This window comes from Paenibacillus sp. JT31N7 (assembly GCF_059692095.1).
The window spans coordinates 275186-290126 of the sequence record NZ_JCAUAT010000003.1; the positions used below are offsets into that span (position 1 = coordinate 275186).

The following is a 14941-nucleotide window of genomic DNA, read 5'->3' on the forward strand; positions in this document are numbered from 1 at the left end:
CGGCCAATGAGCCGTCTTTCCATGTCAACCCAAGGAGGAAGACGTTAGATGAGCAGTGTGAGTACGATTCATGAAGTCAAGGACCATGTCGGCGAATCCGTAAGAATCGGATGTTGGCTGCACAACAAGCGCAAGAGCGGCAAAATTCAATTTTTGCAGCTGCGTGACGGAACCGGCTTTATTCAGGCGGTTGTCGTAAAAAGCGAAGTGAGCGAAGACGTTTGGGAAGCCGCTTCGAAATTAACCCAGGAAAGCTCGCTTTATGTGACGGGCTCGGTTCGCGAAGAACCGCGCAGCAAGAGCGGGTATGAACTGACGGTTGAAGGCGTGGAAATTATTCAGATCACCCAGGATTATCCGATTACGCCGAAGGAACACGGCGTCGATTTCCTGATGGACCACCGCCACCTGTGGCTGCGTGCTCCGCGCCAGCGCGCCATTCTCGTTATCCGTGCGGAGATTATCCGCGCGATTCAGCAGTTTTTCGATGACAAGGGCTTTCAGCTTGTCGACCCGCCGATTTTGACGCCATCCTCCTGCGAGGGGACGACGAATTTATTTCATACGAAATATTTCGATGAAGACGCTTATTTGACACAAAGCGGTCAGCTTTACATGGAAGCCGCCGCTATGGCGCTGGGAAAAGTGTATTCCTTCGGGCCGACCTTCCGTGCGGAGAAGTCCAAAACGCGCCGCCACCTCATCGAGTTCTGGATGATCGAGCCGGAAATGGCTTTTGTCGATCACGAAGAGAGCCTTCGCGTGCAGGAGCAGTTTGTTTCCCATGTGGTCCAAACCGTTCTGAAAAACTGCCGCAGCGAGCTTGAAACGCTGGGCCGCGATATTTCCAAGCTGGAGAAAATCCAGGCTCCGTTCCCTCGCATCACGTACGATGAAGCGGTTCAGTTCCTCCAGGACACGGGACATGAATTCCCTTGGGGAGAAGACTTCGGTGCTCCTCATGAGACGGCTATCGCCGAGAAATACGAGAAGCCGGTCTTCATTACCCATTATCCGACGGGAATTAAGGCCTTCTACATGAAGCCGGACCCGAACCGTCCGGAAGTCGTGCTCTGCGCCGATATGATTGCGCCGGAAGGGTATGGCGAGATTATCGGGGGAAGCCAGCGGATCGACGATCCGGTGCTGATGGAAGAGCGTTTCAAGGAACATGAATTGTCCTCCGAAGCGTACCAGTGGTATATGGATCTGCGCAAATACGGTACGGTTCCGCACTCGGGATTCGGACTCGGTCTGGAGCGCACGGTCGCCTGGATCTGCGGTCTGGAGCACGTGCGTGAGACGATTCCGTTCCCGCGTCTGCTTTATCGTCTGTACCCGTAAAACGGAAAGAGCGCAACCTTTACGTACGGGGTGGCCGGTCACACCGGCCGAGCAAGAAAGAGGAGGATGGATTTGAAACCGAACGATAACGATCGCAAGCGGGTAGAGCGGGCTCTCCTTGCAGGAATGACAGCAGGAACCGTGGCCGTTCCGCATCTGCTTTTGAGGTATTATCACCGGATGAAGCTGTCCGAACTTGAAGTCATGCTGCTTATTCATATTCTGGCTTTCCAGGAGAATGAAAAGAAAGATTTCCCGACGCACGATGAGATTCAAGACCGGATGACAACCCCGCAGGATCAAGTGATCGAAGCGATTCAAAAGCTTGTGAACAGCGGTGTGCTCCGGATTGAGCAGGAGATCGACAGCGTGTCGGATATCCAGTACGAGCGGTACAATTTAAGACCGATGTACGAAAAAATCGCGAGCTGCTATGCGGAGGATCTCCTTCAAAAAGCGGCCAGGCAGGCGGAGGCTCAGAAGACGGAAGTACAGCCTGGACGGGAAAAGGATGTCTATTCGATCTTCGAAGCGGAATTTGCCCGGCCGTTGACTCCGATGGAGCTTGAAACGATAACGAGCTGGTTGGACCGGGATGGCTACAAGGAAGAGCTTGTGCTGGCCGCTCTCAAAGAAGCCGTTTTCGCGGGCAAAGTTCATTTCCGCTATGTGGACCGCATTTTGCTGGAATGGAGCCGGAATCGGATTACGACAGTGGAGCAGGCGAAAGAATTTACACAAAAATTCAGAGGCAACCGCTAGTCCGTACAGCCCGTTCTTACAGAGCAGCCCGCCCGCTAACAAGAAACCCCCGATTGGAATTCTCTCAAGAGATTCCTTCGGGGGTTTTTGCGTGTTTGGGAAGTATGTTATTTTTATCCCACTAGTAAAAAGAAGCAGCAGGTACGTTCGGCCAATCCGGAGAAAACGCCTGTCCGCCAGAAAAGACAGCTTATTTCTTCAGAAGGTGCCAGCGGTATACGTATTCGAACATAAATTCGAACGCCTCCAGATGGCGTTTGGCTTCGGCCACGCTGGCGCCCCAGGCGTAAATGCCGTGCTTTCGCAGCACGATCCCCGGAATGCGCGGAACAATGGCGCCCTGCACCAACTCGGCGATTTTCGGAATGTCGGCGTAATTCGGCAGGACGGGAATGCGGATTTTGGCATCCTCTTCCCAAATGTTGAGCGCCTTGATAATTTCAATTCCCTCTACCGGGATAAAACCTTCCTCGCCGTACAGCTCGGAGGCCAGGTTGTTAAACATGGTATGCACATGTAAAATGGCGCCCGCTCCCGTGTATCGGTAAATTTCACAGTGGATCAGGGTCTCGGCGGAAGGCTTCAAACGAGTCGCTTCGACCGGCATTCCTTTTTCATTCACGAGAAGGAAGTCTTCCGGCGATTGGAGAGACTTGTCCTTCCCGCTGGATGTCACGGCAAACGTGAATTCGTCCGGGCTGAATTCTCCGACGCGGACAGAGAGATTTCCGCTGGTAGCCGGAAACCAGCCGCGGGCCGCAAGGTTTGCTTTGATCTCGCGCAGCTCGTCATAGGCGTGCTGTTTTTGCTCCAAGGTTAATTCGCTCATGCTTGTATCTTCGCCTCCAGGTCGCGGATAATGTCGTGGAACGTTTCGAAAGGTACGTAAGGCAGCTTCAATTCCTCGCAAAGCTCGATAAGGTGGGACCGGGCATAGACGTTCTCCACCAGCTTCGCTCCCTGAAAATCGGTTACGCTGTCCCCGATAAGAATACGTTCATAGTCGTCTGCGGGATACGAACGGATAATAGACGTTTTGCACATTCCGCAGTCCGCTCCACAATGCTCGTCACAGGCGTGCGGCCACAAAATTTTGATGGTTTCGCCTTCGAACGAGCTCCCGTTGCAGTAAATATGGTCACGGGGAATATCGAAGGATTCCAGCAGCGGATAGACGAAAAAGTCGATGCCGCCGCTTGTAACGAGCAGCTTGATTCCGTTTTGTTTGCAGAACGCGACGAAATCGGCGAAGCCCTCACGGATGACGGCATTCGAGATGGCATATTCGATCACTTCATTTTGGCGGGAAGAAGGCAGAAGACGGAACATTTCACCGACCGCCTGCCTGACGGAGACCGCTCTTTCTTCCACAAGACGCTTAACGATCGCTTCCCAGCCGGGCGGGTCGAAATGTTTCATAATCGCAACGATGTTGTCGCTTACGGTAATCGTGCCGTCGAAATCACAGAACACGATCTTTTGTCGGGTACTCAAGATTTAACCCCCCAGGCTTCGATTGCGGCTTTCAGTTCCGGATGCTGCCGAGCGGCTTCCTGCAGCGTCGTCTGCTCCAGCGTCGCCTGAATCGCCTGCCGGAAAGCTTGACCGCCGGCAATGGCGCCCATGGGATGGCCATGAATCCCTCCGCCGGCATTAACCACGACATCCGTGCCGAAATCACGAAGGATGAGAGGGACAAGTCCGGGATGAATTCCGGCCGAAGGGACAGGGAAGCTTGTTTTAAGCGCTATGCTTTCGTTTGCGGCAGGGGACGGATGACCTGCAGGGCTTTCCGTTCCGGAATGGCGATATACATAGTCCTGTTCCAGGTTCTCCGTAAGCAAGACCTGCTTGATCGCCAGATTCTCTTCACGCGGCATCACGACGGAGCCGTACGGAGAAGGGAACAGGACGAGATCGGCCCCGGCTACCCGCATCAGCTTGCCGAGCAGCAGAGAGGCGGAAATGCCGTACTCCGCGGAGGGATAGAACGCACCGGCCATAGCGGGATGCGCCATAATCGGCACGGAGATGTCCGGGTCGGCGCTAAGCTCGCACAGCGTATCGAATCCGTAAGCGAGCACATTGAACAGAAGCGCGTTAGCTCCGGCATCGATCGCTTTCTTCGCCTGATCGGCCAGCTTGGACGTCGGGCCGGTCAGATTCGTCGCATAGAGCAATTTTTGCCCCGTCACTTCGCTTGCGCGGCGTGCCGCTTCCAGGCAGACGGCTACCCTTTTCTCGATAGGGGTAAGCGGGTTCTCGAACAAGATCTCGTCGTCTTTAATGAGATCGACGCCGCCTGCCGCCTGCGCGTAGAACTGCTCGCCGAGCCCCTCTAGATCCTGGCCGATGACGGATTTGAAAATGCTCATCAGAAGCGGCCGGTCGTGTACGCCCAGCAGCTCCCTTACGCCTTGAAGACCGAACTTGGGACCGGCAAAAGCCGAAAGAAACGACTCCGAGAAGGACAGGTCGGTCAATTTGATTTTCCCGTCCATAGACAGCTTGCCGAAAACGGTGACAAGCAGGGCAGGAAGGTCCCGGCTGAAATTCACATCGGGATAAGCGATCCGAATATCCGCGTAACGCCGGGATTCGGGCGAAGCTTCCCCGGCTTCGTGGACAGCGACGGAGATCACATGTCCCAGATGCTGCTGCATCTGGGCTTTACGGGCTTCCGGCAGCTCGGTCCAGCTTCCGACGGTCAGACCGACCGCGATTCCCTGTGCTTTTTTGTTAAAATCGGCTGTATCGTCATAACAGCGGTAAGTCGCCAAACAGTAGGAACTCACAACATATCACCTGCTTAAGAAAAGAATAGGAGGCAGAACGCCTTAACGGATATGGGGAGCAATCTCAGTGCCCATTTCCTTTGCGCGTTTTGCGGAGCTGAAAACAGCGGCGGCTACGGCTTCCGGGAACTTGTACCGGTCCAGCGTCTGCAGAGCGGCCAAGGTCGAACCGCCCGGGGAAGTCACTTTGCGTCTGAGCTCCGCAGGTTCTTCTCCCGTACGCTCCACCATGTGAACGGCTCCGAGCAGTGTCTGCATAGTGAGCCGGCGCGCTTCGTTCTCTTCGAGTCCACCCGCAATGCCCGCCTGAATTAAGGCCTCCATAAAGTAGTATACATAAGCGGGACCGCTTCCGGAAAGTCCGGTTACGATTTCGAGATAATCTTCGGGAACGACCGTCACCATTCCGACGGCTTCGAACATTTTCGTCACGAGCTCCTGCTGCTCCTCGGACACGCTTTCCGAGAAGCTCATTCCGGTTGCGCCAAGGCCGATGGTCGACGAAGTGTTAGGCATGGTCCGTACGACCGGCATATGGGTATCCAGCAAAATTTCGATTTTGCGGATCGTCAGCCCGGCGATGACGGACACGAGCAGCTGGTTGCCGTTCAGCAGCGGTTTAAGCTCGTCGAAGGAAGCTTCGACGTCTTTGGGCTTCATGCAGAGCACGACGATGTCGGCGGACGAGATGAGTTCTCTTTTGGTCTGGGGGTCACAGCTCGCTTCGACTCCGTAACGCTCCCTAAGCTCCTGGAGCCGTTCTTCATTTTGCCGGTTGGATGCGAAAACTTGCCCGGGCACCGTGATTCCCCGCTCGATGAGGCCGCGTAAAACAGCCTCGGCCATGGAGCCTGCACCTACAAATGCGATGCGTTTAGTATGAATTATGCTGTCCACAAGTCTCACTCTCCTGTTAGTGGAGACCGTTCCTCGCGGAACGGATCTCTTTATTCAAGGAATTATTCCCGGATTTGGCCGTCGCCATAAATTCTATATTTGGTGGAAGTCAAAGCGGGAAGTCCCATCGGACCTCTCGCATGAAGCTTCTGCGTGCTGATGCCGATTTCCGCGCCGAAGCCGAATTCAAACCCGTCCGTGAAGCGGGTGGAGGCGTTATGATAAACGGCCGCCGCATCCACTTCTTGCAGAAAGCGGGAAGCGTGAGCTTCATTCTCGGTCACGATACATTCAGAGTGCATGGTGCCGTGGCGGCGGATATGAGCGAGAGCTTCGTCCAGGGAATCAACGACCTTCACATTCAGGACATAGTCGTTGTATTCGGTATCCCAGGCCTCGTCCCCCGCCGTTTTAATCTGCGGGGCCAGCTCGCGGGACCGCGGGCATCCGTACAGCTCGACACCCAGAGCGGACAGCTTGCCCGTCAAGTCGGACAGATGCTTCTCGGCGTGGCTGCGGTGAACGAGCAGCGTTTCCATCGAATTGCAGACGGAGGGGCGCTGCACTTTGGCGTTGATGGCAATCTTCTCGGCCATCTCGGGCTTTGCCGTTTCGTCGACGAACGTGTGGCAGATCCCGGCTCCGGTTTCGATAACGGGTACAGTCGCATTTTTGACTACGTTTTGAATGAGGGAGGCTCCGCCTCGGGGAATGAGCACGTCAAGCAGTCCGTTCAGCTTCAGCATTTCATCAACCGAGGCCCGGTCGGGATCGGAAATAAGCTGCAGGGCGCCCGGAGGAACGTCGGTGCCTGCCAGCGCGGCTTGCAGCACTTCTACGATCCGTTCATTAGAGCGCAGCGCTGAAGAGCCACCGCGCAAAACGACCGCATTTCCCGTTTTCAGGCAAAGTCCCGCGGCGTCGACGGTTACATTCGGCCGGGCTTCGTAAATAATGCCGATTACACCGAGGGGCACCCGGATTTTCTCGACACGCAGGCCGTTCGGCCGGGCGGCAAACGATTCGAGCTGATCGCCGACCGGATCGGGAAGCTCAACGATCTCACGGAGTCCCTCGGCCATGCTTCCGATCCGCTCGGGCGTGAGGGCCAGCCGGTCCAGCAAGGAAGTGCTCAGGCCGGTATCGGCGCCCCGTTGTAAATCCTCGGCGTTGGCTGCGATAATGGAGTCCTTTTCGGCGACCAGGGCCTCCGCCATTCTCAAGAGCGCGGTATTCTTCTGACCGGTGGTTAAGTTGCCGAGACGGGTTGAGGCTTCTTTCGCGACGGTTGCTTTTTGTCTGACTTCACTCATGCAAGCTCACTCCTTGGCTAATGGAATTAGATTTCATTTTTAATAAAAACAACGGAAGCCGGACCCGGAAGCCCGGCGTTCCGGGATTTTTCCCAATTAAGCGGCAGCTTCGAAAAAGGTATGGGGTCACCGCAGGTGTCATGTGTTTTGCGAGGCACGGTAAGCCTGAAGGGTAACCCACTCATCCCGATGAATGACCTCGATGCGGGGAACCTCGACTCTGCGCTGGATTTCCCCGGTGCCCAGCCCCATCACGGCCTGAAGCTGCCAGGCTACGTAATTGGCGACGCCGCGCCCGATCACGCAGCCGTCTTCGCCGCACACCTCGATCACATCGCCGGGATGAAAATCGCCTTCGACGGCAGTCACGCCGGCAGGCAGCAGGCTTTTGCCCCCTGAGAGAAGAGCTTTCTCCGCGCCGCGGTCGACGATTACTTTTCCCTGGGGAATGGAATGAAACCCGACCCACTGCTTTTTGATGGACAGCGTATGGTCGGCGGCGGAGAAATAGGTCCCCCGTCCGTTCCCTTCCGCGGCCTGCCGCAGGTCCCCGAGCTCCGTGGCGCGTCCGACGAAGACGGGAATTCCCCCGCGCATGGCGATGCGGGCCGCTTCGATTTTGGAGCGCATGCCCCCGGTGCCTACGGAGCTGCCGGACCCGCCGGCAATCCGGTACAGCTCGTCGCTGATTTCATCGACACGTTCGATCCGGCGCGCGTCTTTGTTTTTGCGGGGATCGTCCGTATACAAGCCGTCCGTATCTGTGATGATGATCAGTTGGCCCGCTTTGAGCAGATTGGCGACCAGAGCCGACAGCGTGTCGTTATCTCCGAATTTGATCTCGTCGACCGATACGGTGTCGTTCTCGTTAATAATCGGGATAAAGCCGCGGCGAAGCAGCTCTTCCATCGTTGCGGTCGCGTTGGAGACCCGCTTGCGGCTCGTGAAATCGTCACGGGTCAGCAGGATCTGGGCGGCGCCGATGCCGTATTGGTGAAAAGCTTCCTGATAAGCGCGCATAAGCAGCGCCTGACCGACGGAAGCGGCCGCTTGTTTTTCGTGAAGCAGCTTCGGTCTCGACTTGTAGCCGAGGAAAGAGAAGCCCGCCGCTACGGCACCCGAAGTGACGAGTACGACTTCGTGGCCGTTTTGTTGAAGCCGGGCAAGCTCGGCGGCAAAATAGGCGATAGGAGCCGGGTTTAATCCTCCGGCATCCGAGGTAAGCGAGCTGCTTCCTATTTTCACAACGATTCGCTGCTGCATATCTTTCACTTCCTTAGGAAACGGTCTGTTCGGACCGTCTATTTTACGATTGGGTTCAGCCTGACTTCTAACTTCTTCAAAGAACGAAGCCCGAAGGGATCTTAGAACGGAAGAATGCAAAAAAGGCTCTCGTCCTCGTAAGGACGAAAGCCTGGGCTTCCGCGGTACCACCTTCGGTTGATGCGCCGTCTGAACGGACCTGCCGGCACCGTTAGAAAACAGGGGCCATACAAAAACAAGGTCCAATCGAGATGCACATCCATCTCTGTCCTGATAACAGCAGGGCACTGTTCAGCTCGTCGCTGACCGTTCAGGGGCGGGTTCGGGAAAACTGCTGCAAAGCTCTTTCAGCCGGGGAGCTTTTTCTCTGAAGCGAAGCGGGTTTATCCTTACTATTCCCATCACTACGTTCGATGTTTTCTTACTAGGATAGCACGCGTGCCGCCGCTTGTAAAGAAGGGCTCTCCGCAAGGAGAACCCGACCCGCTTCGGCGGATTACTTGTCGAACAGATGAAGCTTGCCGATGCGCCGGACGGCTTCCCGGAGGCGTTCCTCGCCCGTCAATAGTCCGAGGCGGACGTAACCTTCTCCGTGGGTGCCGAACCCGATGCCGGGAGCCACGACGACTTTGGCTTCGTTCAGCAGCAGATCGGCAAATTCCGCCGAACTGTATTTGCGGGGCATGGGAAGCCAGGCGAAGAAGGACCCCTGCGAAGGCTTGGCCTCCCAGCCGATTTCGCCCAGAGCGCCGAACAGCGCATTGCGGCGGCTTTCGTAGACGGCCCTCAGCTCGTGCACGCAGTCCTGCGGAGCCGTCAAAGCGGTGGCTGCAGCGGCTTGGATCCCGCCGAACAGCGAGACATACATATGATCCTGCATCAGATTGATGATGCGGATAATGTCCGGGTTGCCCAGCGCGAACCCGACCCTCCACCCGGCCATGTTATAGGTTTTGGAGAGCGTGTAAAATTCTACGCCGACTTCCTTGGCGCCCGGCCGTTCGAGGAAGCTGACGGGTCTGCTGCCGTCGAATCCGATCGCGCCGTACGCGAAATCGCTGGCCACGACAATCCCGTTCTTCGCGGCGAAAGCGATCGTTTCGTCGTAGAAGGCTTCGGAAGCCGTAGAAGCGGTCGGATTGTTCGGGTAGTTGATGAACATAAGCTTGGCCCGGCGTACGTCGTTCTCGGACAACGAGCCGTAATCCGGCAGGAAGGCGTTGTCTTCGCGCAAAGGCATGAACGCCATTTCGGCACCGGCAAGCGCCACGCCCGACCAGTAATCGGGATAGCCCGGGTCCGGCACGAGGCAGACGTCTCCCGGATTCAGCAGGCACTGGCTGATTTCGACGAGGCCGGTCTTGCCGCCAAAGAGAATCGCCACTTCCGTCTCCGGGTCCAGCGTGACGCCGTAATCTTCCCGGTAACGTGCGGCAACCGCTTCTTTCAGGAATCCGTACCCGCTGAATGGCGGGTATTTGTGATACAGCGGGTTTTCCGCGGATTCCTGGAGAGATTTTACGATATGGGAAGGGGTAGGACGATCCGGATTTCCTTGACCCAGATTGATGACATCGTGCCCTTGAGCGATTTGGGCATTCGCTTTTTTGACGAGTCCCGCGAAAAACTGCGAAGGCAGGCTTGCCATACGGCTCGCCGCTTCGATTTGCAAAGGCCTTACAGGCGCGTTCGTTAAAGGGGACAGGCTATGATCCGGCTGTGCGGGCCGGCCGGTTTGTAGGTTGTCGTTCATGGTTTTACTGCCTCCATCTTGCTGATCCGTTAGGGATAGACCCGAGAAGATCCTAAATTTACCCCTACTTTATCATGATTTCAAAGGGATGTATACCACTCGGAATTGTCTGTTTAAAAGCCGTCTTTTACAGTGCCGGTTCCTTCGTCCTGAACGTTCTGCCCGTTGCCGCTTCCTCCGTTGCCGAAGAGCAGGCTGCCCGTGCTTTTCTTGCCGGAAATGCGGATGCCGGCTGTTTTGCAGCCGCTGAACAGATTTCCGCTCGCCGCGTTTTCGCGAGAACCCGTTTCGCCCCGAGATTCGATGTGGATGCCGCTTGCGCCCAGATTGCGGAACGTTCCGCCGTGAACCGATGCACGGACCGCGTTGCTGAGAACGACTCCGTTTCCTTTGATTCCTTTCAGCACATTGCCCTGTAGGGTATGGTCCGCAGGCTGGAGCTTACCGGACTCCTGATCGCCTTCTAACCGGATGCCGTCACCGTCGAGACCGGTGATCTCATTGTGGGAAACGGTACAGCCGGAGACATTGCGTTTCAGCACAATGCCGGTTATTCCCGATTTAGCGGCATCCAGATTGGTGATCCGGTTGTAAATAATATCATTCCGGACGGCAGGTTCGGCTGCCTGATCGGATTGGACGAGGAAGGCGTACTGGTCGATGTAAGTGACGTCATTAGACTGGATCACCGACCGGGAACAACCTCCGTCCAGATACACGGCCGTGTTCGTTACGCTCTTGAATGTGTTGCGGAAAAAGGTGTGGCCTTCGCCTCCGCTGCAGTAAATACCGGTGCCGTAATGTGGTTTACCCGGTATATTCCCCAGAATAAGCTCGAAATCGCAGTGATCGACCCGGCACGCGTGGCAGTTTCGGAGCAAGACCGGACTGGACAAGGTGAAAAAGCGGCAGTCCGTGATGCTGACATGGCTCGCTTGAAGCAGAGAGATGATGCTATCTTCGACAGGCGAAGCGACAGCTCCGGGCGCACTGCCGCCGTGGAAGGAAAGGCCGCCGATTTCGATATCCGATGCGGGCGGCAGGGAGGTGAAGGCGCAGCCGGCGGCGGCTGTCACGATCGTCTGACTCATGCCCGCTCCCATAATTCGGACGCCGCTTTTCAGCTGAACCGGCTTGGTCAGGATATACCGGCCCGCAGGTATGTAGACGATGCCGCCGGTCTGGGCGGCCGCGTGAACGGCGCTCTGAATGCCGGTAGAGTCTGTGTCGCCATAGGAGCCCTGCCCGAGGGCGCCATATTCTTTTACGTTATGGATGAGAGTTTCCGCTCCTCGCGCTTTGACCGCGGTCGGAAGCGATCCGGCAGCCATAACGGCTCCCGCCGCGCCAAGCGCGGCGAGCAGCTTTCTTCTGCTGAGAGGTCGGGACGAATTCATAGGTATCTCTCCTTATCGGTACTTAATTGGATGATGGTTAACCTTGAATTTCGCCGCGTGACCAGTATTTTCCTTCCGAAGGCTTAACGAAAGAGACTACGGTCCCTTTTTGACGAAACAAGGATAGGAAGAAAAGAATTGATCTCTGGGGGGCGATCCTCTATCATGAAAGCAGACTGACTTACCCGGCAGACTAAACTAGGAGGTGCCCAAGTGGATAATCAGCAATCGTTTCCGAATAAAGTCCGTCTTGCGCTTATTCAGATGGATATTACAATCGGAGAGCCGGAAATCAACCGGCGGAAAGTAGAAAAGCTTCTTCTGGAAGCGGTCGGAAGCGCGCAAAAACCGGATATTATCGTGCTTCCCGAAATGTGGAACACGGGTTATGCCCTGGACCGGATTCATGAGCTTGCCGATCCTGAGGGCAGCATAACCCGGGAGATGCTCGGCTCTTTTGCCAAAGAGCACGGCGTACATATTATCGGAGGTTCCGTAGCGGAGAAGAAGGGCGAGGAAGTAAAAAACACCGTCTACGGATTTAACCGGAACGGGGAAGAGATCCTCGAATATTCCAAGATTCATCTGTTCCAGCTGATGGACGAGCATTTGAGCCTTGCCGCCGGCAGTCTAAGGGGAAGTTTCGATCTGGAGGGAATTCCGGCCGCAGCCATAATCTGTTACGACATCCGGTTCCCGGAGCTCACCCGCAAGCTCGCTCTGGACGGGGCGCAGATGCTTTTCGTGCCCGCCGAGTGGCCGCATCCGCGGCTTCACCACTGGCGTACTCTGCTGATGGCGCGCGCCATCGAGAATCAGATGATCGTCGTTTCCTGCAATCGTGTAGGAGAAAGCAAGGGAACTTCTTTCTTCGGTCATTCCATGGTGATTGATCCTTGGGGGCAGGTGCTGGCCGAAGGCGGGGAAGAGGAAGAAATCGTTTTTGCCGAAGTCGATTTGGCGGAAGTGGCCTCCGTACGCGCTAAAATCCCCGTATTCGCCGACCGCCGTCCTGCCGTATACGAATAATCGAATGCCAAAAAACGCAGCCCCTCGAGAAGAAGGACTGCGTTTTTTTCGTTCCCTCTTAAAGGGAGACGGTCGTTAGATTGAAGCTGGAATCAGATGTCATACGGAAGATCTTCGACCTGTTATCAGCGTAATGACGAACAGGATAAGGAATAGGAAGAAAAGGACTTTGGCGATACCGGCTGCGGCGCTGACGATTCCGAAGAATCCGAAAATACCCGCTACGATTGCGATGATCAGAAAAATCATAGCCCATTTTAACATGAGAAACCCTCCTTTAAATGATTGATTGATACGGTTATATGCTAATCGTTAATGGCTGAATGGCAGGGCTTGCGCCTTTTTTAGAACAGATTGCTGTTCTGGTTGTCGCGGCCGCTCATGTAAATGCCCGTAGGCGGGAGTGTCGTTTCGTCTTCGCGAAGACGACCGTCGTGAGGATAGCCGTCACCGTCGCGATCCGCATAAGCGATCACGAGGATTTTGCCGCGGTCAAGCTCCTTCTCGTAGGTATCCGCTTCGGAAGAGCTCAGGCCAAGCGACTCCATTTTGGCACGCAGCTTGTCGCCTTTCGAACGGAACAGGTTGGCGGCTGCCGTCATCAGGCCTTCTTCCGCTACACCGACTTCATTCGTGTTCGTCATTTCCGCAACGCCTTCGGTACGATCGTTATCGTGTGTCATTACGTAAATTTCATCCAAGTTAAAGCCTTCGGCCTGCAAGTTTTTTACCTCGCGCAGAGCTTGTTCTTCGTTAGCGGCTAGTCTCACTTTGGTTTCCATGTTCATTCTCCTCCTTATCGTTTAAGCCGCAGCCTTCTTATCTTTTAGCAGTTGCCGCGGCGACTTCGTTGTTCAGGTTGTTTGCCTGTCGTTCATGACTCTTATTAACCGCCCCTCTTTTCGTTGAAACAAATCTCTTGACAAATTCAGCTGTGTATGAGCTATCAAATATTGCCTGATTCAAGAGTCGTTTTCGGGGTTACTTTTAAATAGGATATTTTATATAATAGGATAGATGTGCAGCTACCTTTGTGTTCAGGCGCAGGACAATCTCTAAAAATACCGGCGGGAGACAAAGTGTGCGGTAGTAGATTTATTCCCCAGACCGATGCGTTCCCGCTTTACCCGTGTTTGCGGAAAGAAAGTGGACGCTGACGGCTTTGGTTACAAAATACTCCCAAGTAGATCAAGGAATCACAGATAGAAGAATTCCACTATAAAAGGAGAACATGGAATGAGCATCATGATTGTAGACGATAATCCGGTCAACCTTATTGTGATCGAAAAAATATTGAAAAGCGCGGGCTACTCCAACATGCACCGGGCTTCTTCTGCTATGGAACTGTTTGATATGCTGAAGATCGACAATCCGAGTTCCTCGGATTTACAAATCGATTTAATTTTGATGGACCTGATGATGCCGGAAATCGACGGGATCGAAGCCTGCAGAAGATTGCAGCAGATCGAGGAACTGAAAGACATTCCGATTATCATTATTACGGCCATGGGAGATTCCATTAAGCTGGCGGAGGCTCTGGAAGCGGGAGCGATCGATTACGTAACCAAGCCTATCAACAAAATCGAGCTGGTGGCCCGAATTAAATCCGCCCTGCGGCTCAAATACGAGAAAGACTGGCACAAAGAGAACGACAACCGGATCCGTTCCGAGCTGCAATTGGCCAAGAACGTTCAAAGCAGCGTACTCAGCCTGCCGATCGAAACCGAGAAAATCCGGATCGAAGCGTACTATAACCCTTCTTATGAACTCGCGGGGGATTTGTACAACTGGTATCCCATTGATGAAGACCGCTACGGGGTTATGCTGCTGGATATTATGGGGCACGGCATCTCTTCGTCGCTCGTCTGCATGTTTATCTCCTCGGTCCTCCGGGATACGATTACCAAGTTTGTGACGCCGGAGCTTGTGATTGCGGAACTGAACCGGTACATGAACCGGCTGCATAATGACCAGAATCATTTGAATTACTATTTCACGGCCATTTATATGTTGATAGATACGAAGAACAAAACCATCGACTACGTAAATGCCGGCCACCCGCCGGGCTTTCTGATGAACGGCAGCGGTGAGGCCGTTCCGCTTACGAACGGAACCTGTGCGGTCGGATTTTTCGAGGAAATGGATATCAAGCCCGGCCGCATCACCTACACGGGGAAATCGCGGATTCTGCTTTATACCGACGGACTTCTCGAGGAAATAGAAGAGGCCGACACGGAGCTGCCGACACGGCTCATCACGGCTGTTCAGGAAAAAGGGGATATGGGGCTGCACGCGGTAGTGGACGATCTGCTGGACGAAGAAGTCCAGAACAACCATATGGATGATATTTGTCTGATCTGGATCGATATTCCCTGAGAAAAGGCCGTT

At 54.8% G+C, this 14941-nt stretch carries 14 protein-coding genes; 4 read left to right on the forward strand and 10 right to left on the reverse strand.

Going from position 1 to position 14941, the window contains the following annotated elements:
• The first annotated feature begins 48 nt into the window (after positions 1-48).
• The gene (asnS, locus tag AC58P5_RS15860) at positions 49-1344 is read left to right on the forward strand and encodes an asparagine--tRNA ligase (protein ID WP_497388078.1); all 1296 of its coding nucleotides are present in this window, start codon (positions 49-51) and stop codon (positions 1342-1344) included.
• Positions 1345-1416: 72 nt separating this feature from the next.
• Complete coding sequence (locus AC58P5_RS15865; RefSeq protein WP_497388080.1) at positions 1417-2106, forward strand: DnaD domain-containing protein; 690 nt, start codon at positions 1417-1419, stop codon at positions 2104-2106.
• Between the two features lie 190 nt (positions 2107-2296).
• Here the strand turns inward: AC58P5_RS15865 and mtnB are convergent, their stop codons facing one another.
• The 8 genes from mtnB to AC58P5_RS15905 form a co-directional block, all read right to left on the reverse strand.
• Positions 2297-2935 (reverse strand): methylthioribulose 1-phosphate dehydratase, encoded by a 639-nt coding sequence (gene mtnB, locus AC58P5_RS15870; protein ID WP_497388082.1) that lies wholly within the window; start codon positions 2933-2935, stop codon positions 2297-2299.
• On the reverse strand, positions 2932-3600 hold the full coding sequence (locus tag AC58P5_RS15875) for a 2-hydroxy-3-keto-5-methylthiopentenyl-1-phosphate phosphatase (protein ID WP_497388084.1): 669 nt from the start codon (positions 3598-3600) through the stop codon (positions 2932-2934). Before AC58P5_RS15875 ends, mtnB begins: the two co-directional genes overlap by 4 nt.
• Entirely contained in the window at positions 3597-4901 is a 1305-nt protein-coding gene (locus AC58P5_RS15880) for a 2,3-diketo-5-methylthiopentyl-1-phosphate enolase (RefSeq protein ID WP_497388086.1), read from the reverse strand. The genes AC58P5_RS15875 and AC58P5_RS15880 overlap by 4 nt, the downstream gene beginning before the upstream one ends.
• 42 nt (positions 4902-4943) lie before the next feature.
• Positions 4944-5798 (reverse strand): pyrroline-5-carboxylate reductase, encoded by an 855-nt coding sequence (gene proC, locus AC58P5_RS15885; protein WP_497388088.1) that lies wholly within the window; start codon positions 5796-5798, stop codon positions 4944-4946.
• Positions 5799-5860: 62 nt separating this feature from the next.
• Positions 5861-7111 (reverse strand): glutamate-5-semialdehyde dehydrogenase, encoded by a 1251-nt coding sequence (locus AC58P5_RS15890; RefSeq protein ID WP_497388090.1) that lies wholly within the window; start codon positions 7109-7111, stop codon positions 5861-5863.
• 138 nt (positions 7112-7249) lie between these two features.
• Entirely contained in the window at positions 7250-8374 is a 1125-nt protein-coding gene (gene proB, locus AC58P5_RS15895) for a glutamate 5-kinase (RefSeq protein ID WP_497388092.1), read from the reverse strand.
• Positions 8375-8870: 496 nt separating this feature from the next.
• On the reverse strand, positions 8871-10127 hold the full coding sequence (locus tag AC58P5_RS15900; RefSeq protein ID WP_497388094.1) for a pyridoxal phosphate-dependent aminotransferase: 1257 nt from the start codon (positions 10125-10127) through the stop codon (positions 8871-8873).
• 113 nt (positions 10128-10240) lie between these two features.
• Positions 10241-11524, reverse strand: coding sequence for a right-handed parallel beta-helix repeat-containing protein (locus tag AC58P5_RS15905; RefSeq protein WP_497388096.1), 1284 nt, complete (start codon positions 11522-11524; stop codon positions 10241-10243).
• A gap of 213 nt (positions 11525-11737) precedes the next feature.
• Between AC58P5_RS15905 and AC58P5_RS15910 the strand changes: the two genes are divergently transcribed.
• Positions 11738-12553 carry a carbon-nitrogen family hydrolase gene (locus AC58P5_RS15910; protein WP_497388098.1) on the forward strand — a complete coding sequence of 272 codons (816 nt, stop codon included), beginning with the start codon at positions 11738-11740 and terminating at the stop codon, positions 12551-12553.
• A gap of 99 nt (positions 12554-12652) precedes the next feature.
• On the opposite strand, the gene AC58P5_RS15915 is transcribed toward AC58P5_RS15910, so the two are convergent.
• Positions 12653-12817 carry a DUF1328 domain-containing protein gene (locus AC58P5_RS15915; RefSeq protein ID WP_042228371.1) on the reverse strand — a complete coding sequence of 55 codons (165 nt, stop codon included), beginning with the start codon at positions 12815-12817 and terminating at the stop codon, positions 12653-12655.
• 80 nt (positions 12818-12897) lie between these two features.
• Positions 12898-13335: a YflT domain-containing protein gene (locus tag AC58P5_RS15920; protein ID WP_009675603.1), complete on the reverse strand. Its 438-nt coding sequence runs from the start codon at positions 13333-13335 to the stop codon at positions 12898-12900.
• Between the two features lie 454 nt (positions 13336-13789).
• Here AC58P5_RS15920 and AC58P5_RS15925 point away from each other — a divergent pair, with 454 nt between their 5' ends.
• Positions 13790-14929 carry a SpoIIE family protein phosphatase gene (locus AC58P5_RS15925; RefSeq protein WP_497388101.1) on the forward strand — a complete coding sequence of 380 codons (1140 nt, stop codon included), beginning with the start codon at positions 13790-13792 and terminating at the stop codon, positions 14927-14929.
• The last annotated feature ends 12 nt before the right edge of the window (positions 14930-14941 follow it).